Annotated in this window: 21 protein-coding genes; 5 read left to right on the plus strand and 16 right to left on the minus strand. The window is 70.8% G+C overall.

What is annotated here, in order from left to right; translation table 11 throughout:
• Window positions 1-56: 56 nt before the first annotated feature.
• A complete protein-coding gene (sigJ, locus tag UA74_RS24465; RefSeq protein ID WP_232237421.1) occupies window positions 57-1,088 on the plus strand; it encodes an RNA polymerase sigma factor SigJ in 1,032 nt (343 codons plus the stop codon).
• A 602-nt stretch (window positions 1,089-1,690) separates the two neighbouring features.
• Here sigJ and UA74_RS24470 read toward each other — a convergent pair.
• The 3 genes from UA74_RS24470 to UA74_RS24480 all read right to left on the minus strand — a co-directional run bounded on the left by UA74_RS24470 (window position 1,691) and on the right by UA74_RS24480 (window position 5,344).
• Window positions 1,691-2,815 carry a serpin family protein gene (locus UA74_RS24470; RefSeq protein ID WP_075744183.1) on the minus strand — a complete coding sequence of 375 codons (1,125 nt, stop codon included), beginning with the start codon at window positions 2,813-2,815 and terminating at the stop codon, window positions 1,691-1,693.
• Window positions 2,816-3,270: 455 nt separating this feature from the next.
• Complete coding sequence (locus UA74_RS24475; RefSeq protein WP_075742354.1) at window positions 3,271-4,542, minus strand: deoxyguanosinetriphosphate triphosphohydrolase; 1,272 nt, start codon at window positions 4,540-4,542, stop codon at window positions 3,271-3,273.
• Window positions 4,543-4,687: 145 nt separating this feature from the next.
• On the minus strand, window positions 4,688-5,344 hold the full coding sequence (locus UA74_RS24480) for a YdcF family protein (protein ID WP_075742355.1): 657 nt from the start codon (window positions 5,342-5,344) through the stop codon (window positions 4,688-4,690).
• Between the two features lie 265 nt (window positions 5,345-5,609).
• On the opposite strand from UA74_RS24480, the gene UA74_RS24485 reads away from it, so the two are divergent.
• Window positions 5,610-6,347, plus strand: a complete 738-nt coding sequence (locus UA74_RS24485; RefSeq protein ID WP_075765562.1) for a Type 1 glutamine amidotransferase-like domain-containing protein — start codon at window positions 5,610-5,612, stop codon at window positions 6,345-6,347.
• A 121-nt stretch (window positions 6,348-6,468) separates the two neighbouring features.
• Here UA74_RS24485 and UA74_RS24490 read toward each other — a convergent pair whose 3' ends face one another.
• The 3 genes from UA74_RS24490 to UA74_RS24500 all read right to left on the minus strand — a co-directional run bounded on the left by UA74_RS24490 (window position 6,469) and on the right by UA74_RS24500 (window position 9,424).
• The gene (locus tag UA74_RS24490; RefSeq protein WP_075742357.1) at window positions 6,469-7,860 is read right to left on the minus strand and encodes a glycine--tRNA ligase; all 1,392 of its coding nucleotides are present in this window, start codon (window positions 7,858-7,860) and stop codon (window positions 6,469-6,471) included.
• Window positions 7,861-7,999: 139 nt separating this feature from the next.
• Window positions 8,000-8,725, minus strand: coding sequence for a class F sortase (locus UA74_RS24495; protein WP_083683586.1), 726 nt, complete (start codon window positions 8,723-8,725; stop codon window positions 8,000-8,002).
• A 300-nt stretch (window positions 8,726-9,025) separates the two neighbouring features.
• Entirely contained in the window at window positions 9,026-9,424 is a 399-nt protein-coding gene (locus tag UA74_RS24500) for an antibiotic biosynthesis monooxygenase family protein (RefSeq protein ID WP_075742358.1), read from the minus strand.
• Window positions 9,425-9,659: 235 nt separating this feature from the next.
• On the opposite strand from UA74_RS24500, the gene UA74_RS24505 reads away from it, so the two are divergent.
• The 3 genes from UA74_RS24505 (at window position 9,660) to UA74_RS24515 (ending at window position 10,937) form a co-directional block, all read left to right on the plus strand.
• Window positions 9,660-9,950 (plus strand): hypothetical protein, encoded by a 291-nt coding sequence (locus UA74_RS24505; RefSeq protein ID WP_083684150.1) that lies wholly within the window; start codon window positions 9,660-9,662, stop codon window positions 9,948-9,950.
• Between the two features lie 133 nt (window positions 9,951-10,083).
• On the plus strand, window positions 10,084-10,527 hold the full coding sequence (locus UA74_RS24510) for an ArsR/SmtB family transcription factor (protein WP_232237425.1): 444 nt from the start codon (window positions 10,084-10,086) through the stop codon (window positions 10,525-10,527).
• A complete protein-coding gene (locus tag UA74_RS24515) occupies window positions 10,524-10,937 on the plus strand; it encodes a Fur family transcriptional regulator (protein WP_075742359.1) in 414 nt (137 codons plus the stop codon). Before UA74_RS24510 ends, UA74_RS24515 begins: the two co-directional genes overlap by 4 nt.
• A 217-nt stretch (window positions 10,938-11,154) precedes the next feature.
• Here UA74_RS24515 and UA74_RS24520 read toward each other — a convergent pair whose 3' ends face one another.
• The 10 genes from UA74_RS24520 to UA74_RS24565 form a co-directional block, all read right to left on the minus strand.
• Window positions 11,155-12,228 (minus strand): TIGR03943 family putative permease subunit, encoded by a 1,074-nt coding sequence (locus tag UA74_RS24520; RefSeq protein WP_075742360.1) that lies wholly within the window; start codon window positions 12,226-12,228, stop codon window positions 11,155-11,157.
• A gap of 229 nt (window positions 12,229-12,457) precedes the next feature.
• Entirely contained in the window at window positions 12,458-13,540 is a 1,083-nt protein-coding gene (locus UA74_RS24525; protein WP_083683587.1) for a permease, read from the minus strand.
• A 76-nt stretch (window positions 13,541-13,616) separates the two neighbouring features.
• Window positions 13,617-14,078 (minus strand): YbjN domain-containing protein, encoded by a 462-nt coding sequence (locus UA74_RS24530; RefSeq protein ID WP_232237426.1) that lies wholly within the window; start codon window positions 14,076-14,078, stop codon window positions 13,617-13,619.
• On the minus strand, window positions 14,079-14,948 hold the full coding sequence (locus UA74_RS24535; RefSeq protein ID WP_083683589.1) for an isoprenyl transferase: 870 nt from the start codon (window positions 14,946-14,948) through the stop codon (window positions 14,079-14,081).
• 375 nt (window positions 14,949-15,323) lie between these two features.
• Window positions 15,324-16,064, minus strand: a complete 741-nt coding sequence (locus tag UA74_RS24540) for an ABC transporter permease (protein WP_075742361.1) — start codon at window positions 16,062-16,064, stop codon at window positions 15,324-15,326.
• Window position 16,065: 1 nt separating this feature from the next.
• Window positions 16,066-16,998, minus strand: coding sequence for an ABC transporter ATP-binding protein (locus tag UA74_RS24545; protein WP_075742362.1), 933 nt, complete (start codon window positions 16,996-16,998; stop codon window positions 16,066-16,068).
• Window positions 16,999-17,046: 48 nt separating this feature from the next.
• Window positions 17,047-17,778, minus strand: coding sequence for a hypothetical protein (locus UA74_RS24550; RefSeq protein ID WP_075742363.1), 732 nt, complete (start codon window positions 17,776-17,778; stop codon window positions 17,047-17,049).
• Window positions 17,779-18,034: 256 nt separating this feature from the next.
• Window positions 18,035-18,763 carry a hypothetical protein gene (locus UA74_RS24555; RefSeq protein ID WP_075742364.1) on the minus strand — a complete coding sequence of 243 codons (729 nt, stop codon included), beginning with the start codon at window positions 18,761-18,763 and terminating at the stop codon, window positions 18,035-18,037.
• The gene (locus tag UA74_RS24560; RefSeq protein WP_075742365.1) at window positions 18,760-19,638 is read right to left on the minus strand and encodes an ATP-binding cassette domain-containing protein; all 879 of its coding nucleotides are present in this window, start codon (window positions 19,636-19,638) and stop codon (window positions 18,760-18,762) included. Before UA74_RS24560 ends, UA74_RS24555 begins: the two co-directional genes overlap by 4 nt.
• Window positions 19,635-20,003: a GntR family transcriptional regulator gene (locus UA74_RS24565; protein ID WP_075742366.1), complete on the minus strand. Its 369-nt coding sequence runs from the start codon at window positions 20,001-20,003 to the stop codon at window positions 19,635-19,637. Before UA74_RS24565 ends, UA74_RS24560 begins: the two co-directional genes overlap by 4 nt.
• Between the last annotated feature and the right edge of the window lie 628 nt (window positions 20,004-20,631).

The following is a 20,631-nucleotide window of genomic DNA, read 5'->3' on the forward strand; positions in this document are numbered from 1 at the left end:
ATGGGAGGGGGCCGACCTGGCGTCGCCGAGTCGGCGAGCGGGCGGAGAATGCCGGGGTGAGCCGTGTCGAGAAGGAGACCGCGGAAGCTGCGGGGACCGCGGATCTCGTGGAACTGGCCGAACGCTTCGAGGAGCACCGTCCGCACCTGACGGGAGTCGCCTACCGGCTGCACGGCACGCGTGCCGACGCCGAGGACGCCGTGCAGGAGGCGTGGCTGCGGCTGGCCGCGCTGGGGGCGCCGGATCGAGCAGGCATCCGGGACCTCCGTGCCTGGCTGACGACCGTGGTCGGCCGGATCTGCGTCGACCGGCTGCGCTCGGCGAGTGCGCGACGCGAACGGTACGTCGGGCCCTGGCTGCCGGAGCCGTTCGTCGCTCGCCCGGACGACGGTCGGGCGTCGACGCCCGATCCGCTGGAGCAGATCGTGCAGGCCGACGGGATGCGGATCGTCGCGCTGCTGGTGTTGGAGCGGCTCACCCCGGACCAGCGACTGGCCTTCGTCCTGCATGACGGCTTCGCGGTGCCCTTCGCCGAGATCGCCGACATCCTCGGCTGTTCGGTCGTCGCTGCCCGCCAGCACGCCTCGCGGGCCCGGCGGCTGGTGGCCGCCGCCGATCCGCCGCCGCGCGCCGATCCCGCCGAGCAACGACGGCTGCTCGAGGAGTTCCTGACCGCGCTGGCCGCCAGGGACACCGAGGCGCTGACGCGCGTACTGCATCCCGACGTGGTCGTCCACGGCGACGGCGGCGGCCGGGCCAAGACCGCCGTCCGGCCGGTTATCGGCGCGGAGAAGGTCATCCGCTTCCTGCTCGGTCTGGTCAACCGGTACGGCACTCGGCTCGCGCTAGGCGGCGTACCGGTGCTGGTGAACGGGGATCTCGGGGTGTTGATCGGCGGCGACAGGCCGAGCGCAGAAGGGCCGAGCGCAGCCGGGTCGAGTACGGGCGGGTCGGCAGTGGATGTCGCGGTCGAGGCCGACGGTGTGCCCATCGAACGCCGCGTCGCCTGGATCGCGATCCGGGACGGCCGCATCGAGGCCGTCTTCGATCTGGTCAATCCGGACAAGCTGACTCGCGTGGACGTCTGACCCGCGAGAGCGGCAACGCCGACGGCAGCGGCGGCATCCCGCGTGCTGGGCCTGCGGCGACGCGGGGCGCGGCCGCGAGGCGACGGCCATGCAGAACGCCTCGCTCAGTCGCACCCCGCCCGCTCCAGGGCGCCGAGGAATCCGCCCGCCGATGTCGGCGGCCTACGCGACGTCGGTCGGCGATGAGTGCCGCCGTGGCATCGCAGGCCACCGTCCTCATCGCCTCGACGGCATCAAGTTCGTTTAATACTGAAGTAATTGTGGCGGCAATGGTGCTCGTGTCGCCCTCCTGATCCACGGCCGCCCGGCGGACTCGATCCGACGCCGTCGCACCGGCCTCGGTTCGTCACGTCCGACCCGACGACGCAGCGACGGACGTGACGCAGGCGATGAGCCGACCGGCGGCGCTCACGAGGGGGTCGCATGCGAGCCCCTCGACCAGGATCACCGCGACGGTCGCCCGTGCCCGAGCCGAGGAGCAGGCGGCTTCCTCGGACCACGACCCCGAGACCACGCGGCGGCGCCCGCCCGGCACGGGTCCGGGTCGGCGCCGCCGAGGTCGAGTGGGCCCGGCACGCGCGGACGACGCCGCGCGCGGCGACTCAGCTCGGGTCGGTGACGCGGGCCAGGAAGTAGACCGAGCCGCTCCGACGATGGCGGATCAACAGCAGGAACGGACGGTCGACCCGCACCGTGATCGGCCGCTGCGGGACCATCGCGCCCGCCAGCACGAACATCGCAGCCGTCGCGGCGGCGCCCTCCAGCCCCTCCTCGTCGATCTGCAGCACCGACTCGTGCAGCACCGAGGAGATCTGCACCGGATGCGACTCGCTCAGCCCGCTGAAGTCCGCATCGTCGCGGAACATCGAGCGCACCCCGAGCCCGCTGAGCGAGGCCTTCAGGTCGGCACGGCCCGTGACGCGCAGCCGAGGCAGGAACAACTCGACCCGGGTGGCCCGAATCGCGTCGAGCAGGGCGCCCAGCGTCGCGCCGTCCAGGCCCGCCTCGGCCTCGGCCAGTTCGCCGTCTGGCAGCAGGATCACCGCCTCGACTCCGCCCTTCGCAGGCAGCCCGACGACCTGCCAGCCCGAGCGGACGGCGTAGGGCATCCGCTCCGTCAGCGTCATCGTCGGCACCTCGCGGACGCCCGCCCTCGCGTGGAACGGCAGCGGGCTGGTGGCGCCCTCGGTGAACCGATTGACCCACGCCGTCTTGAGGTACAGGGCGTTGACCAGCGCCGCCATCGTTCGCTTCTCGACGGTTCCTGCGGGCAGCAGCTCCGGAATGAGCCCCCTGGTGAGGTCGGCGACGTCCTCGTTGATCAACGTGCGCGCGCCCTCCGGGTCCGCCTCGAACGGCGCACCCTTGACCGCGCCGCCCGGCCACTGTTCGAGGTTGCGCCGGAACGAGGGGTGGACGACGAGATCGTCCCTGGTCCACAACGTGTTCGCCACCGAGAGGATCGGCGGGTCCTCGCCACCGCCCGAGGTGCTCAGCTCCGCCGACGCGATCAGCGGCCCCGCGACCCGATGCAGGTCGTCCGGCGAGCCGTCGGTGAGCACGCGGCTCAGTTCGTCTCGGGTGCTGCCCCGCGCGCCCGCCGCGGCCAGGCCGAGCGCGCTGGCGACGGACAGCGGTGACCAGCAGAAGTCACCGCCGTCGCTCGGAGCGAGCGCCCGGTGCAGGTTCAGTGCGAAGGAGAGGTGTGCACGGTCGTCCACGGTGATCAACAACCCCTGTCTGTCGTCGGCTCGATCGGCGAAAGGCGCACGGACGCGTGACCGAGCGGCAGGCCCAACACGCTGCGGCAGACATCGGCGGTGACGTCCATCGGGTTCCGACGGCTGGTCGGAGTCGCCGTCCGACGGCCTTCCTCCGCCGTCGCGATCCCCTGCGGGACCTTCCCGCCGGCTCTCTCGGCGGGACATCCCACCGAATCTCCTGGCGGGACCTTCCCACCGCGACCTCCCGGCCGCGACCTCCGATCAGCGCAACTCGGCCCCGGCGACCCCGGCTCGGCAGCGCCGCCGCTCGTGATCAACAGGCAGCCCCGCTGCCCGCCGAGCGAACATCGGAGCCTCGGCCCGGCGCCGCGCCCCCTGACGAGGTCGTCAGGTGCGAGAGCGATCCGCGCGCCATGGGCCCAGTCTGCCGGCCGAAGCGGGTCGGCCGGGGAGATCGCTCACTCGATGCCGGGGCCGTCCCGGCCGGTCAGTCTGGCGTGCCACCGCACCGCCTGGCCGTCGGTCAGCGCGGCCACCTGGTCCAGGACCACCCGCAGCCGCGCCGCGTCGTCGCCCGCGACCTCCCAGGCGGGCCGCAACGCCGGGTCCAGCTCGTCGGGTGCTCGGTCGGCCAGTGCCTCGACCAGTTCGGCCAGCAGCTCGCGCTGGATGGTCTGCACCTGAAGCCGCTTCGGATCGCTCATCACATACCGCAGGGCGACCGCCTTGAGCAGGGCGACCTCGGCGGCGACCTCGGCGGGGACCACCAGATCGGCCCGGTAGCGACACAGTGGACCGTCGCCGAACTTCGCCCTGGTCCCGGACACCGCGGCGGCGGCGAACCGGCCGACCAGTTCGCTGGTGAGACGCTTCAATGCCACCTGGTCGGACAGGCTGCCCGCGTGATCCAGGACGTCGACGACCACGGGCAGCCGCAGCAGCCCCTCGGCGGCGGCCTCCAGCGCGGCCGAGGAGTCGTCGGAGAAGCTCTCGGCCGCCAGCCGCGCCACGGCGGCCCGTTCCGCCGGATCGGCCAGCAGTCGCAGGGAGATCCGGCCGGACAACACCCCGTCCTCCACGTCGTGGACGGAGTAGGCGACGTCGTCCGCCCAGTCCATGACCTGCGCCTCCAGGCAACGACGCCGGTCGGGGGCGCCCGCACGCATCCAGCCGAAGACCGGGAGGTCGTCCTCGTAGACACCGAACTTCCGCGTGCCTGCGACGCGCGGCCACGGATACTTCGTCGACGCGTCCAGCGAGGCCCTGGTCAGGTTGAGCCCGTGCGGACTGCCGTCCTCGGCCAACGCCTTGGGTTCGAGGCGGGTGAGGATGCGCAGCGTCTGGGCGTTGGCCTCGAAGCCGCCGCACGGACCGGCGGCGGCGTCCAGCGCCCGCTCCCCGTTGTGGCCGAACGGCGGATGGCCGATGTCGTGTGCCAGCCCGGCGGTGTCGACGATGTCGGGATCACAGCCCAGCTCGGCGCCGATGCCTCGGCCGATCTGGGCCACCTCCAGCGAGTGAGTGAGCCGAGTGCGCGGCACATCGCCCTCGTCGGGCCCGACCACCTGGGTCTTGCCCGCAAGCCTGCGCAGGGCCGCGGAGTGCAGCACCCTGGCCCGGTCGCGCGCGAAGGCACTGCGCTGTTCGGCCCGGCCTGCGTCGAGGACGGCGTGCTTGGGCGGTTCGCTCAGCAGACGAGCCGCGTCATGGTCGCGGTAGTCGGACGACACCGGGGCAGCCTAAGGGCAGGGTGCGGGTCTCGACAGGGTGCCTGCCGGGATGCCGCCGTTCGAGCGGGCGGAACCACCCGACTCCTGAAGAACCACGTGATCGCGATCCTGCGGCAGCACAGCCGGGACCGGTGATCGTCCCGGATCACTTGAGCCCGTTGTCCTCGCCCTCGGCGGGAGCGTGGGTGAAGCGGTAATGGAGCAGGGCGGCCGTCTCTCGCAGGATGTAGCGGGCCTGGGTCTCCCTGGTCTGCACGATCGGACCACGTCGGGTCGGTGACACCCAGGCGTCGATGCCTGCGTCACGAGCCATGGTCCTGGCCCGCAGCGAGTGCCACGGGTCGCTGACGATCACGGCCGAGTCCCACCCTCGTTCGGAGATGGCGCGCGCGGCGACCCGGAAGCTGCCCAGGGTGTCGACGCCTTCGCCGACGGCGACCACCCGGTCCTGCGGGATGCCGTGTTCGACCAGCCAGAACTCGCCTGCCTCCGCCTCGGTGTAGTTGTCCCCTGCCTGTCTGCCGCCCACCGTCAGGATGTGGTCGGCGACGCCCGACTCGTAGAGCGTCACGGCGTGCTCCAGTCGCGCCTCCAGCACGGCGGACGGTCTCCCGTCGTACTGGGCCGCACCGAGCACCACAACGACGTCGGCGCGACTGCGGTCGTCCTGACGGGCCACGAACCACACCCGGAACAGCGTGCCGCCGACCACGAGCGCCATGATCAACATGGTGCCGACGACGGTGCGAGTCAGCAGCCTGCCGAGGTGGAGACCCCGCAGCCGGTCCTCAGGGGCGGTCATGTCGGAGATCGTCGCAGAGCGGCGGGTGTCCTGGCGACGGTGGTCTGGATTTTTCGACCGTCTCCCGCGCGTCGTCCGGCCCGGCCGGGACGGTGCGGGTCGACGACCGCCGGACCGGGCCCGCCGCCGTCGGTGCGGCCGGCTCGGGCGTCGGTCGCCCCCGAACCGCGCGACGGCCCGAGGTCGCGGGGCGCCCGGACCCGCGCTGGCGGCGCCGTGCAGGCCCCGGCTCAGCGGATCGACGACCGACCGCCAGGATGGGCCGATGCCAGCCGACCAGCCCACGATCCTCGCCACGTCCGGTGGAATGCGCCGGGGCGCCAGCACCGAGATCGAGTTCGCGCCGCTGATCCACTTCGCCGTCGAGCTCTCCGGCGTGACGGGACGCAGGCCACGACTCTGTCACGTGGGCACGGCAAGCGGCGATCAACGCTGGCAGAGCGCCGCGGTCACCGAGGCGGGTCGCCAGGCAGACATCGAGGTCACCGCACTGAACCTGTTCCCGATGCCGCCCACCACGGATCTCACGGGACTGGTGCTGGCGCACGACGTCGTGTGGGTCAACGGCGGTTCGGTGGCGAACCTGCTCGCCGTGTGGCGGGTGCACGGCCTGCCCGAGGTGCTGCGACAGGCCTGGGAGGCCGGTGTGGTGCTCGGCGGTGTGTCCGCAGGCTCGCTGTGCTGGTTCGTCGGCGGCCCGACCGACTCCTTCGGCCCGGACCTGCGGCTGGTCACCGACGGGCTGGCGCTGCTGCCCTATGGCAACGGCGTGCATTACGACTCGGAGGCCGCCCGCAGGCCCGCCGTCCATGCCGCCGTCGCCTCGGGGGCGCTGCCGCCCGCCCACTGCACGGACGACGGCGCGGGCCTGCTCTACCACGGCACGACGCTGGTCGAGGCCGTGGCGGAGAACGGGCAGGCGGGTGCCTATCTGGTGGAGCGGGACGCCTCCGCCGAGACGGGCGCGGTCGAACAGCGGCTGGACGTCCGTCGCCTGCCCTGAATCGCCCGGCGCAGCGGCCCGCGCGGCGCCGCGTCGAACGACCGCAGCCGAGCCCTGCCGGGCAGGCGGCCTCCGCCCGCACCCTCCGCCGCCCCTGCGACGTCCGAGGCCGGGAGCCCGCTCAGCAGCCGCGCAGCCGGAAGGCCAGGTAGTCGTTGAGCTTGTCCAGCGACACCCGCTCCTGGACGAGGCTGTCCCGGTCCCGGACGGTGACCGCGTGGTCGAGAAGGCCGTCGAAGTCCACCGTGACGCAGAACGGGGTGCCGATCTCGTCCTGCCGCCGGTAGCGCCGCCCGATGGCCCCGGAGTCGTCGAACTCGACGTTCCAGCTGCGTCGCAGCTCCGCCGTCACGGCCGCCGCCTGCGGCGCGAGGTCGGGGCTGCGCGACACCGGCAGCACTCCGACCTTCACCGGGGCGAGCCTGCGGTCCAGCCGCAGCACCACCCGCCGGTCGACGCCGCCGATCGGGTTGGGCGTCTCCTCCTCGGTGTAGGCGTCCAACAGAAAGGCCAGCACCGCCCGACCGACCCCGACCGAGGGCCCGATGACGAAGGGCCGATACCGGCTGCCCGCCGCGCGGTCGTAGTAGGACAGATCGACGCCGGTGCGCTCCGCGTGGGCGTCGAGGTCGAAGTCGCCCCGATTGGCGATCCCCTCCAGCTCGTCCCACTCCCGGCCGGGGAACCCGAACCGGTACTCGACGTCGACCGTGCGACGCGAGTAGTGCGCCAGGTGGTCCGCCGGATGCGGGTAGTGCCGGAGGTTCTGCCGGTCGACGCCCAGGCCGGTGTACCAGTCGGTGCGCGCGTCGATCCAGTACCGGTGCCAGTGCTCGTCCTGATCCGGCGGCACGAAGTAGGCCAGCTCCATCAGCTCGAACTCGCGGGAGCGGAACAGGAAGTCGCCGGGGGTGACCTCGTTGCGGAAGACCTTGCCGATCTGGCCGACGCCGAAGGGCGGACGGCGACGCCCGGTGGCCTGCACGGAGTGGAAGTTCACGAAGGCACCCTGGGCCGTCTCCGGCCGAAGGTGATACGGGCTGTCATCCGCCTCGTCCGGCCCCAGCCGGGTGGCCAGCATCCCGCTGGACAGGCTCGGCTGGGTGAACCGTCCGCGACTTCCGCAGTCCGGGCAGGTGAGCGCCAGCAGCGCGCGTTCGTCCAGTTCCTCGCCCGTGCGGGCCCGGTACTCCTCGACGAGCTCCGCCGCCGGGAACCGGTGATGGCATGCGGTGCACTGGACGAGAAGGGCCACGAACTCCTCGACGTGACCGGAGGCGGCCCACACCTCGCGCGGCAGGATCACCGAGGTGTCCAGGCCGACGACGTCGTCCCTGCCGTGGACGACGGCCTTCCACCACTGCCGCTTGACGTTCTCCTTCAGCTCGACGCCCAGCGGCCCGTAGTCCCAGGCCGCCCGGACCCCGCCGTAGATCTCCCCGCTCGGGTAGACCAGGCCTCGGGCCCGGCAGAGTCTGACGATGGTGTCGATCCGATCGGCATCGGCAGGCACGGACGCTCCCCAAGGCCTGGTGAACTGCGTGGCAGGCGGTCGGAGTCGAGCGTAGCGGCCGGGGCGGCGATGACGACCATGAGCGTGAAGTGCAGGTCGGGGCAGGTGACCGACCGCGATCGAAGATCGTCTGCGCTGCTCAGGCGACGTCGGGTGTGCCCACCAGGGTGGCGACCACGATGCGGTTGTCCTCGTAGCCCGACGGGCCGCCGACATAACGCCCGCCACAGGTCACCAGGACCAGTCGGTGATCGCCGTCCTGACCGAACAGGTCGGCGGCCCGGCCGGGCAGTTCGTCCTTGTGCAGGGTCAGCACCTCGCTGGTCTGATAGGTCCACTCGCCGCCGTCGACGTCGACGATCTCGATGCGCTCGCCGACCTCGGCGCGGTGGAGCTGATCGAAGGGGCCGAGGGCACCCTGCCAGTTCACATGGCCCGCCATCACCGACGCGCCGGCTGCGGCGCCAAGCCCGGCTCCCCACCAGGTGGCCTCGCCGAGGCTGTCCGGCACCGGCAGCGTGCCGGTGGCGTCGACCTCTTCGCGTACCAGGCGCGCGGAGCCGCCGTCGGCCAGGTAGATCGTCCCCGGCTGCCTGGCGTGCTCGGCAGGCGGCGGGGCAGGCTGAGCCTCGGGCGTCTCCTCCGCCGTCGGCTCGGCCTCGGCGGAGGGTGTGTCACCCGCCGCACTCGCGGAGCCGGGCACGACGCTCGGGTTGCCCACCAGTCCACCGACGGTGATGCCGATCGTCACGGCGGCGAGGACGGCGATCAGCGACGTCGTCCGCCCCCGAGTCCAGAACCGCTGACGAGTCTGCTCAGCCGCAGCCGAACCGTGCGGTCCATCCTCCGAAAGGGGTCGTCCCACCGGTCATCAGCCTCTCACTCCGTGTAGTCACGCTGCCGACCATGCCGGTTCCGGATGATGGCAGAGCGACGGAGCAGGCAGGCAGGAAGTCGACGAAGATGACATCGAAGCTCACTCGATCAGCCCAGCCGCCGCCGATCGGCCCCGGCCACGAGGCAGGCGGCAGATTCGTCGTCACGGCCTGCCGCCGCCCGGTGTGGGCCCGCCGGGCCAGGCACCCGGCCTGCGAGCACCCTGGCGACCGGCAGGCACTCGACCGGCGGAGCGTGCCGACACGGCGGGACGATCCGGCGACGGACGTCAGCGCCGGGGAACGTCCGGGCCCGCGACCTCGCCGAGTCGGACGCTGTCGCGGTCCTCGGCCAACAGGCTGTCCTGCTCTCGGAGCGACTCCTCCCCGGAAACCGACTCCACCAGGACCTCGTGCACGGCCGAGCCGCCGACCTCGGCTCTGGAGAGGAACGGGACGACGTGTTCTCGCACGTCGAAGGGCGACAGCGCCCGGCGGTAGGCCACCACCGAGTCGAAGCGGGCGATCAGCGTCCAGTCGACGCCCTCGGCATCGTGCTCGACGGTCCGCGCGAGCTGTACGCCCCGACAGCCGGGCTGCGCGCCGAGCAGCCGCATCGCCGTCCTGGCCTGGGCCAGGAAGTCCTCGATGCCCGTCTCAGGCACGGCATAGCGACAGATGAGCAGCATCGGGCAGGCTCCTTAGAGTCTGTCTTCGGTCCCTCTCCGCCGTGCGTGGCTGAGCTGCCAGGCGACAGGAGGGAGCCATGGCGGAGTCATGGTGACCGACGACGACGCCGCAGATTGCCGCGCCGCCCCCGCGCGACTTCAGAAGGCAGGGATCAAGGACGGGCTCTCCAGGACGCGGGGTGCGAGGATAACCGCTCTCGGATCGGACGGGGAGCACGCGGAAGGAGACCTGTCGGTGCCAGGCAGAGGAGATCGGCGCACACGGCTGACACCGGGCGAGGGGCCGCTGTCGCGGGTGCCTCCCCCGCTGGCCTTCCTGGTCGTCATCGCGTTGTTCCTGCTCGGAGCGTGGCTGGGCGGCTGGATCGGCGTCACGCTGTTGAGCGCCCTCATCCTGCTCGTCCTGGGCCTGCTGCTCGTCACCTGGCGGACGCTCACGCCGGGGGAGCGCGCCCTCCGGGTGATCACCCTGCTGATGCTGATTGTGATTACCGCTACTGTCGGCTACAACAGTCTGGCGAGCTGAGCCGAGAGACGGCGCCGAGGGGCGGGCGGCCGATCGGACGCCCCAGGCAGGCGACGGCCCGCAACTAGTATGGACGGCAGCAGGCGGGCGACGCCCGACCCCGCGTCACGACACCCGAGTCCTGGAGACCGAGATGCCCACCGCAGACGCCATGAGGCACGTGCCCGGCCTCGAGCACACCGCCCGAGGCGTGGCGTTGGCCCCCCATGACGAGGCGCCCGGCTCCCCCTGCGACGAGCGGGCGGCCGCCGGAGACCTGCCCACGCCCGATCCCAAGACGCTGATCGCGGCGGGCGACCTGCTCCGGGCCCTCGCGGCTCCCGTCCGCATCTCCATCGTCCTCCAGCTCCGGCAGGCGGAACGCTGCGTGCACGAGCTGGTCGAGTCGCTCGGCGTCACACAGCCCCTGATCAGCCAGCATCTGCGGGTGCTGAAGTCCGCAGGCGTGGTGCAGGGCACCAGGCAGGGCCGCGAAGTGGTGTACCGGCTGGTGGACGAGCATCTGGCCCACATCGTGGTCGACGCGGTGACGCACGTCGAGGAACCCCAGCCGAGCAGCGGAGCGGAGGACGCGTGACCACCAGTGAGAGACCGTCGACGACGGTTCCCGGAGTACGCACGACCAGACAGCGCACGGCGGTGTCTCGACTGCTGGACAATCAGCCCGAGTTCCGCTCCGCTCAGGAGATCCATGAGGAGCTGCGCAGGAACGGGGAGGGCATCGGCCTGACCACGGTCTATCGCACCCTCCAGACCCTCGCTGAGGCAGGCGAGGTGGACATGCTGCGCACCGACACCGGCGAGGCCGTCTACCGGCGGTGTTCGAGCCACCACCATCACCACCTCGTGTGCAGGCATTGCGGTCGGACCGTGGAGGTGGAGGGGCCCGCGGTGGAGCGCTGGACGACCCGCATCGCCGAGGAGCACGGCTTCCACCGCGTCAGTCACACCCTGGAGATCTTCGGCGACTGCGCCGACTGCGTCTGACCGCCGCCGACGGCGGAAGCGGCCCTTCGACGACGTCCGGCCCGGGCAGCGGCCCGCTCACCAGGCCGAAGCACGGCTCCCGTGATTCGAGAGCGTCGACACCGGACAGCGGCCCGCCGCAGGGCTCGCCATCCGCAGGGTGCCCGGCCCGCTCCCGACCGGTCCGGACTGCGATCACGCTCCGGAGGGCGGCACCCGAGGCGCGGCGTCGACGGGTCTAGTACTCGTACGGATCGGCCGGTGCCTCGACGGGCGTGACGCCCGAGACGACGAACTCCGGGACATTCCCGTTGGCCTCGGTCGCCGAGCCGGTGCGCACCTCGCCGGTGACCTCCAGCCAGCCGTCCACCGGCAGGGCGGCGAGTGTGGCTGCCTCGGCGCCGTCGGCGTCCAGCCGAAGCTTGACGGGCAGGGCATCGGCGGCGCAGCACATGATGCGGATGCGCGCGACGTGGACCGCACCGGGTTCCGCCTGTGTGCCCGCGGAGGCTGTGGCGTCCTGGGTGTCGACCTCGTCGCGAACCAGGAACCCGGTGACCGAGATCTGCCTGCCCGTCAGCGCGCCGCTCGCGTCCCAGACCGATCGCATCACCACGTCGGTGATCGGCATCTCGGGCACGTCGCCCTCGGGAAGCGGGCCGAACAGACCGCCGCCCGACGGCGGTCGCTCGGTGATCACCGAGCGATCTCCGGCCCGCTGCACCGAGTCGGAGCCCAACGCGGGCGGCGCGACCATGAGGATGGCGAGGACCGGCAGGATGAGCATCCACGAGGACCGGCCGTGACCGTGGCCATGGCCGTCCGCCCCGCTGTGGACCAGGGCGGCATCGGCTCTCTCCGGAGCAGCCCGGCGGGCCTCCCCCGAGGCCTGCGCCGCACCGGCCGGGCCCGAGGCAGGGCCGGGAGCCTCGTCGGCAGCGGCCGTCGCCCGCCCGGCCGCACCCACGAGGTCGACCGCCCGTGACCGGGACGTGGACGCGGCGTCGACCGTGGTGACGGACCCGATTCCGGGCAGCCCGTCCGGGGTCGGATCGGCTCGGCCGGGCGAGTGGCCCGGCTCCCGGTCGCGACCCTCGCCGCCTGCTCCAGCCGCCTGCGCGGCAGCGCCCCGATGTCCCCAGATGTCGAAGACGATGGCCGCCACGCCGACGGCGACGATGACCACACCCGCACCGAGCAGCAGCGGAAGCAGCGAAGGACGGACATAACGCAGATAGGTGCCGTCCAACGAGATCTTCACCAACGCGCCGCCCAACAGCACCAGCAGCACGTTCTGCGTCTCGCGTCGCATGTCACCGCCCTCTCTCGTGTGTCAGGCCCGGCGGTCTCGACGAGCCCGGCCTACTCGACGACACCGCACCGGAGTCGACCCCGTCGTTCGACGGCGGCCGCCACCCGACGCAGCCCACCGCAGCTGCCACGCCCACGACGACGCCGGACCGGCGGCGGGCACCTCGATAGACGTCGAGTGTCCCCGATCGCGCCCCGGCAGGCCGAGCCGACCGGGTCGCGCCCGGATTTCACCACTCGAGCAGCAGCGCGCTGACCAGCACCGCGCTGAGCACCGCGACCAGGAAGGTCGCGGGAGCGAACCGAGCGGCGAAGGACCGGCCGAAGGTGCCTGCCTGCATGGCGATCAGCTTGATGTCCACGGCGGGGCCGACCACCAGGAAGGCCAGCCGCGCAGGCAGCGGCAGCCCCGGCAGGGAGGCCACCACGAAGGCATCGGCCTCGCTGCACAGGGCCAGCAGGACGGCGGCGAGCGCCATCACGATCACCGCGAGCAGGACCTGTCCGCCGAGGCTGTCCAGCCAGGAGGCCGGGACCGCGACATTGAGCACGGCGGCGGCCAGCCCGCCCAGCACCAGGTAGCCGCCCGCCTCGACCAGGTCGTGGCGCACCGTCTCGACGAAGCTCACCCAGCGGGAACCCGCCTGCTGGTCGGGCAGCCTGCGCAGGGCCCGCTCGGCGATCCACTCCGTCCGCCCCCACTTGATCCAGAGCCACCCCATCACCATCGCGGTGAGCAGGGAGGCGAGGAACCTCGCGAGCACCATCAGCGGCTCACCGGGGAACGCGACGGCCGTGGAGACCAGCACGATCGGGTTGATCGCAGGCGCGGCGAGCAGGAACACCAGGGCGGCGGACGGGGCGATGCCCTGCTGCATCATGCGCCGTGCCACCGGCACGGACGCACATTCACAGCCCGGCAGGGCCAGCCCGGCCAGCCCGGCGACCGGGACGCCCGCCGCCTCGTTGCCCGGCAGCAGCCGCCGGAGCACCTTCGGCGGCAGGAACGCCGCGATCAGCCCGCTGATGAGAACGCCGAGGACCAGGAACGGCAACGCCTGCACGCAGATGGCGACGAAGACGGTCGCCCCGGTGCGCAGGGCAGGCGCGTCGAGCAGGCCGACCAGCCGGTCCTGGAAGAGCATCGCGGCGAGCAGCAGGACGCAGAGCAGTTCGAGCGAGGTGACCCGCCGAGTTCTCGGCTCGCCCGCGACGGGCGGCTCGAGCCCGGTTGCCGAGGTCGGCGATTCCCGGACGTCTGGCCCGTTCGATGCAGGCTCCGGCGAGCGCGTCGCCTCCTGACCACCGCTCATCGTCGTACCGGTCTCCCATCCGCGCCCGAGGCCGCTCGCCCGCGAACCGCCGCGGACTCCGACGGCGCACCACGGATCACGGCCTGTCCTGACCGCCCACCGTGTCCAACAGCTCGGTCCGCAGCTGCGACGCGGTGGACACCACCAGCATCAGCATGGTGCTCAGCGGGGTGGCGCCCATGCCTTCGGCCGGGAAGGCATACCGAAGGGTGACGTCCATGCCCCGCTCCGTGCGCACGACGCCGAGGGTGCCGAACAGGCCCTGCCCGGCCCGTTCGGCGGCCGATCTCGCCAGCGTGCCGTCGTCCGGCAGGTCCCAGGCGACGACGCAGGTGAGGCTGAGCACGGTGAGCCCCTCGGCCAGCTGCATGGCCTGCACGGCACACGGCACCTCACCGTGGCGGAAGGTCAACGCGCCGTCGTCGTCGGTGTGCACCTCGTGATAGCGCTCCAGCGCTTCACGGGCGGCGACGAGGAGTTCCGCGGTCTTGGCCGCCTCGCCCGCTCTCTGGTCCGAGGGAATCTCCGAGTCCGTCACTTAGCTGGCGCCTCCGTTCGGTTCTTCGATGACGACGTCGTCGCCCTCGGCGGGCGGGGTGGGTCCGGCCTGCTGGTTCTTCACGCCGCCGAAGCGCCGGTCCCGCTGGGCGTAGGCCTCGCAGGCCCGCCACAACGCCATCCGGTCGAAGTCGGGGAACAGCGTCTCCATGAAGACCAGCTCGGCGTAGGCCGACTGCCAGACCAGGAAGTTCGAGGTACGCAGCTCGCCGGAGGGCCGGAGGAAGAGATCGACGTCCGGCATCTCCGGGTTGTACAGGTACTTCGCGATGAGCTTCTCGTCGACCTTGTCCGGGTTGATCTCGCCTGCGGCCACCCGCTGCGCGATCTCCTTGGCGGCGTCGGCGATCTCGGCCCGGCCGCCATAGTTGACGCACAGCGTGAGGGTGAGGACATCGTTGTCCTTGGTGCGCTCCTCGGCGTCCTCCAGCTGGTCGATGACGCTGCGCCACAGCTTGGGACGGCGGCCCGCCCAGCGCACCCGCACCCCGTGCTCGACCATGAAGTCGGTGCGCTTGCGCAGCACGTCGCGGTTGTAGCCCATCAGGAAGCGCACCTCATCCGGGCTTCGCTTCCAGTTCTCCGTGGAGAAGACGTAGACCGACAACCACTTGACGCCGAGTTCGATGGCTCCGCTGACGACGTCGCTGAGCACCTCCTCGCCCCGTCTGTGACCGTCGGTGCGGGGCAGCCCTCTGGCTTTCGCCCATCGCCCGTTGCCGTCCATCACCAGCGCAACGTGGTTGGGCACCAACGCTGGCGGAATGGCGGGGGGACGTGCCCCGGACGGGTGCGGGTCAGGCGGGCGGGGCGTGTACTGGTCTCGCCCGCTCCGGAACCGACGCAGCATCAGACGACTGACCTCCTCATGGTCTCCCCCTGCGACGCTGGACAAACACGGTCATCCTGCCCGACGGCGTGTCGGGACCGGCCGGCGGCCGGTCGGAGATCGCTCGGCCTGCTTCGGCAGGACGTAGGAGACACCGGAGCCGCCGACCCGGCAGGCGGGTCGGCGGCTCTGGCCGAAGTGTGGTCGGCAGCTCTGAGCCGACGCCGCAGCAGCTCCCTCTTTCACCGGCTCGCCCGCAAGGGGCGGCTCGGCTCTGCTGCGATCGTCATCGGGCTGCGTGATCGGTGCCGACGTCCGGCCGTCACGCGGCTCACGGACGATGTCGATCAGACCGTCAGCGACCGGAACGCACCGACGCTCCCGATCACATCCGGGTCAGTCCCACCGGAAGGTCTTGGCCGCGATCCCGATGAGCACGACGCCGTAGGCGACGACCACGGCGACGGCACCGAGCACGGGCCAGCCGCCCTGGTAGGTGTCCTGCAGGAGTTGCACCCCGGCACCGATGGGCGTGAGGTCGCTGATCGTGCGCAACAGGTCGGACATCGTGTCGCGGGGCGCCCACACTCCGGCGAAGAACATGACCGGGAAGTAGATGAACGTCGCCACTCCCGAGGCCATCCGGGAGTTCGGTGCCAGCGCACAGACGAGCAGCCCGATACCGAACAACGAGACCGCCAACAGCACGACGACCAGCACTAGACCGAGGGGGTTCGCCGGCAGCGGCGAGTCGAAGGCGAACCGTGCCACCACGATCACCACGGCGATCGAGGCGAGCGCGACGGCCATGTTCACCAGCAGCTGGGCGAGCAGCATCGACAGCGGGGACACCGGTGTCGTGGACAGCCTGCGCAGGATGCCCTTCTCCCGGTAGGTGGCCATCACGGCGGGCAGCGTGTTGATGGCGACGGTGGCGAGCGCAATGGCGATCATGATCGGCACGTACAGATCAAGCAGCCGCACACCCCCGGCCTCGGGTATCACGTCCCGGAACATCGGGATCATGCCGAAGATCACCAAGAGTGCGGGCGGGAAGGCGAAGCCGAGGATCGCTGCGGTCGGGTCGCGGAAGAAGAGCTTCCACTCGTGGACGAAGAGCCTGGTCAGTTGAGACATGTCACTTGCTCCCTGCTGCGACGGGGTTCTCTTCGATGCGCCGCCCGGTCAGGGCGACGAAGGCGTCTTCGAGGCTGGCCTGATCCATCCGCAGGTCGACGGGGCTGACACCGACGGCGGCCAGGCCGGTGGTCACTGCCAGCAACAGGTCTCCCGAGCCGCTGACCAGCAGCCGGTCGCCCTGTCGTTCCACGGACGTGACCTCGGGCAGTGCGGCGAGGACGCGGTCGTCGATCGGGGCCGACGGGCGGAAGCGGATGCGCTGCTCGGCCTGGACGTTCGCGATCAGCCCGCCGGGACTGTCCACTGCGGCCACTCGGCCCCCGTTGATCAAGGCGATGCGGTCGCAGAGGCGCTCGGCCTCCTCCATGAAGTGGGTGACCAGCACGATCGTGACGCCCCGCCGCCGGACGCCCTCGATGACCTCCCAGGTGTCCCGCCGGGCCTGCGGGTCCAGCCCGGTGGTCAGCTCGTCGAGGAAGGCGATCTTCGGCCCGCCCACCAGTGACAACGCGATGGACAGCCGTTGCTTCTGGCCGCCGGAGAGCTTGCCGTAACGGCTGCTCAGCTTGTCCGTGAGGCCGAGGGCCTCGGCGAGGGGCCGCCAGTCGACCGGCGTGCGGTAGAAGGAGCTGTACAGCTCCAACGACTCGCGCACCGTCGCCTTCTCCGGCAGCGCGCTCTCCTGGAGCTGCACCCCGATCAGCTGGCGCAGCTCCGATCGGTCCCGCCTCGGATGCCGACCGAGCACCTCGATGCTGCCGCCGTCCGGGGCCCGCAGGCCCTCGATGCACTCCACCGTGGTGGTCTTCCCGGCACCGTTGGGACCGATGATTCCGAAGATCTCGCCCTCCTCCACGGTGAAGGAGACGTCGTGCACCGCGACGTGATTCGGATAGCTCTTGCGCAGGTTTCGCACTTCGATGACAGACACGGGTACTCCTCGTGGATGATCTGAATTCTTGGGACGAGAACGGCAGACTTATTCGGCGGCGGCGGTGAACGGAATCTCCCGCGCCAGGAGATGAGTGGCCACCGCAGGTATCGCGACACACACCGCGCCGATTCCCAGGAACCACGCGACGGAGGTCGCGTCGGACCCCGGGAAGCCGCTGGCAGCGCTGCCGCCGAATCGAATGAGAGCCCATTCGACGATGACCACCGGAATGACCGGCAGCGCGAGCAGCGGCCACCGTCCGAGGCCGCTCCCGCGATGGAAGATCACGCCGATCAGACAGCCCGCGACCAGGTGAACCAGGCCGATGACGAGGTTCTCCGCCAGGATGAGATGCACCTGCTCGATCGATCCGTACAGGTGGGCGCCGCTGAGCTGAGCCGGGAGCCCGACGGCGTCGTGGATGAGGCGCTCGCCCCAGAGAACGACCGTAGTGCCGATTCCGAGCAGGAGCGCCATGGCCACGGCGACGACTCGCCAGGCGGCCAGGAACTCACCGCGCGTGATTCCCGTCGCCACGGACTGCAGCAGCGAAACGGTCAGCATTCCCATTCCGATGCCTGCCAGCGCGTATTTGATCGAATACGGGACGATCCAGTCCGCGACGCTGAACTCAAGCTGCCCGAAGATCGCGATGAGAACACTGACGATGGCGACCGCGACGAGCACAATGGCCCAGAAGATCGCCAGCCACGAGCTCTGAGTTCGCAGCAGTCGGGTGCTGAGGGTGGGCAGAATCGATTTTCTCGTGGTCACCATGATTGATCTCTCTCCGGGTTCGACGGGACGACGCGGGGTGTCTCGCCGGATTCACCCTGGGGTGCGCCGCAGCCGGACCAGCCGCGGCGGTTCCGTCCTCGGCCGCGCTCGGCGATGCGCGTGGCCTGACCGAGCCCCCTCGCCCGCACGCAACCGCGGGCAGAGAACGGGCGAGTCGGGGATGTGCGGTCGGGCGCTGCGGTCGGGGGATGTTGCGGGTCGGGGTCGGCCGGGCACGGTTCGGCGAACGCGCAGGTCAGGGTGTTCGGATCGGGATGTCGCGGAGTAGCAGGTGACAGCCCGCCGCCGCAGCCAGGACCGACAGGACCACGATCGGGGTGCCGACGGCGACCGACAGCCGGGACAGGTCGAGCGCCGCCACGGCCCTGCTGACCCAGCCGGTGGCCATGGCGAACTCCGTGACCACAGCGGGCACCAGCGCGACGGGGATCAGGAACAGGCCGCGCAGCCAGCCGAACCGATAGAAGCCCGCACCGATCACCGCGCCTGCCAGCAGGTGCACCAGCCCGAGCACGCCGAACTCCGTGATCGCCAGCAGGACCTGCTCCCGCGACGTGAACAGGTGTGCCCCGTTCACCTCTTGATCAACGGACATGGTGCCGAGGAGGAAGCCCTCGAACACCAGCCCGCCCCATTGCATCAGTGCGAAGGCCGCCGAGATGAGCACGGCGAAGATCCCGGCATCCGCCACGAACCTCCGGCGCGTCACACCGTGCGTCACGAACATCGGCAGGAACAGCGTCGGCAGCATGATCCCGATCGCGAAGAGGAAGTACCTCGGCGGATTCGAGAACGACCAGCCTGCGGTGGTCGTCGGATCACCTGCGCCGAGGACGTTCGCCACGACCCAGATCACGATCACGACGATGATCAGGACGGCCCAGTAGCCGATCAGCACGGCGCGGAGGCCGCCGATCAGGGCCGTGAGGATGCTCCCGGTCGCCGGGGCCGCACGGGTCTTCATCGCTCCGCCTCTCTGGACCCGGTCAGGTGCACGAACAGGTCCTGAATCCCGACCGGCCCCAGTTCGAGCCCCTCGGCGCGGGCCCGATCGCGCTGGTCTGCCGTGAGTGCGCCGTACACCGTCGCCGACTTCGTGCCGCCGAGCTGCTGTTCACTGAGCACGGTCAACGACGCGGTGAAGCGATCCACCGTCTCGGCGGGGCCGGTCACCGCCGCACCGCGCTCCCGCAGTGTCTCGGTCTCCTCGTGCAGCACCAGGCCGCCGCGATCGATGATCACGACCTCCTCGAACAGCGAGCCGACCTCCTCGATGAGGTGCGTGGAGAGGATGACCGTCCTGGGGTTCTCCAGGTAGTCGTCGAGCAGCTCGTCGTAGAAGGCGTACCGGGACGGGGCGTCCATGCCGAGGTAGGACTCGTCGAAGATGGTCAGCGGCGCCCGCGAGGCCATCCCCAGCGTCACGCCGAGTGCCGACTTCTTTCCCCTGGACAGCGCGTCGACCGACTTCTTCTTCTGAATCTCGAACCGCTCCAGCAGCCGCTCGGCGTAGTCGGCGTCCCAGTTCGGCCGGAAGGCGGCGGCGAAGTCGAGCGTCGCCTTGACACTGCTGCCCGCCGTGTCACCGCTCTCCCGGATGAAGCAGATCTGCCGGACGATCTCGGCGTTCTCGAAGGGCTCCTGCCCGCCGACCCGCACGACACCGCCGGAGGCCTTGCGGAAGGCCGCGATCACCGACAACAGGGTGCTCTTGCCCGATCCGTTGCGACCGAGCAGCCCATGGATCTTGCCCCCGGCGAGGGTGAAGCTGAGATCCCGAACGGCCGTGAACCTGCCGTAGTCGACGCGAAGCCCTTCGACTGCGATGTCCAACGTCATCGGTCACTCCTCTGCTGCTGTTCCTGGATTCGCTGGACGACCTCGTCGAGGGAGATGCCGACGATCCGCGCCTCGGTCACCATCGCGTCGACGACCTCCTCGAAGAAGCGCTGCCGCCGCTGAGCCCGCAGGGTCTCCTGCGCCCCCTGACTGACGAACATCCCGATACCCCTCTTCTTGTAGAGCACGCCCTCTTCGATCAACTGGTGGAAACCCTTGGCTGCGGTGGCGGGGTTGATCCGGTAGAAGGCGGCGTACTGGTTCGTCGACATGACCTGTGCGTCCTCAGCCAGTTCGCCGCCGAGGATGTCGTTCTTGATCCGCTCGGCGATCTGTTGATAGATCGGGCTTCGGTCGTCGAACACCTCGGCCCCCTAGTTCGCTGGTTCATTACTCATGTAATGAACCATAGCACCAGCGAACCTCGCGGCGAGCACGCCGCCGCGACACCGGCCGACCCCAGCAGGCATCACCGCTGGTCAGCGGCCTGAAAATTCTCCGTTGTCGGGATGGCTCGCGGCACAGGCCCGCCGGGGAGGTTCGTCGGTCCCGGCCGCCAACTGCCAGACCGACGAACCGGACCGAGGCGGATCACGAACCTCGTCGAGTTGCGGGCCCACGAACCGGCAGGCCTCGATCACGACTCCGCGACGAGACCGGACGACCGGCGTTCCGGACTCGTCGCGGGGCCGGGCACTCGACAATGACGACTGTCACGTCGGATCACTGACTGTTGTCATGAGAACTCATGACAGTTGCTACTACCTGCGGCGAACTCGACCGGCCACGATCAACGGCATGATCTCGACGACGAACTCCCGGCTCGGTGGCCGCTTCGCAGGCCGGGGCACCGCGACCGCACAGGTGCAGGCTCCGCGCGGCCGCCTGGGAGGCCTTCGCGCGCCCGGCACGCAGGCAGCAGACCTCTCGGTGTCCGGCCTCTCAGTGTCCGGCCTCTCGGTGTCCGGCCTCTCAGCGCCCGACAGTCCGGGA

Origin of the sequence: Actinoalloteichus fjordicus, from assembly GCF_001941625.1 — a bacterium.
GTDB classification, from domain to species: Bacteria; Actinomycetota; Actinomycetes; order Mycobacteriales; family Pseudonocardiaceae; genus Actinoalloteichus_A; species Actinoalloteichus_A fjordicus.

Excerpts from the sequence above, each read along its gene's own strand:
- UA74_RS24480 (WP_075742355.1), bottom strand. The coding sequence starts at position 5,344 with ATGACCGCCCCTGAGGACCGGCTGCGGGGTCTCCACCTCGGCAGGCTG.
- UA74_RS24485 (WP_075765562.1), top strand. The coding sequence starts at position 5,610 with ATGCCAGCCGACCAGCCCACGATCCTCGCCACGTCCGGTGGAATGCGC.
- UA74_RS24500 (WP_075742358.1), bottom strand. The coding sequence starts at position 9,424 with ATGCTGCTCATCTGTCGCTATGCCGTGCCTGAGACGGGCATCGAGGAC.
- UA74_RS24510 (WP_232237425.1), top strand. The coding sequence starts at position 10,084 with ATGCCCACCGCAGACGCCATGAGGCACGTGCCCGGCCTCGAGCACACC.
- UA74_RS24520 (WP_075742360.1), bottom strand. The coding sequence starts at position 12,228 with ATGCGACGCGAGACGCAGAACGTGCTGCTGGTGCTGTTGGGCGGCGCG.
- UA74_RS24525 (WP_083683587.1), bottom strand. The coding sequence starts at position 13,540 with ATGAGCGGTGGTCAGGAGGCGACGCGCTCGCCGGAGCCTGCATCGAAC.
- UA74_RS24535 (WP_083683589.1), bottom strand. The coding sequence starts at position 14,948 with ATGCTGCGTCGGTTCCGGAGCGGGCGAGACCAGTACACGCCCCGCCCG.
- UA74_RS24540 (WP_075742361.1), bottom strand. The coding sequence starts at position 16,064 with ATGTCTCAACTGACCAGGCTCTTCGTCCACGAGTGGAAGCTCTTCTTC.
- UA74_RS24550 (WP_075742363.1), bottom strand. The coding sequence starts at position 17,778 with ATGGTGACCACGAGAAAATCGATTCTGCCCACCCTCAGCACCCGACTG.
- UA74_RS24555 (WP_075742364.1), bottom strand. The coding sequence starts at position 18,763 with ATGAAGACCCGTGCGGCCCCGGCGACCGGGAGCATCCTCACGGCCCTG.
- UA74_RS24560 (WP_075742365.1), bottom strand. The coding sequence starts at position 19,638 with ATGACGTTGGACATCGCAGTCGAAGGGCTTCGCGTCGACTACGGCAGG.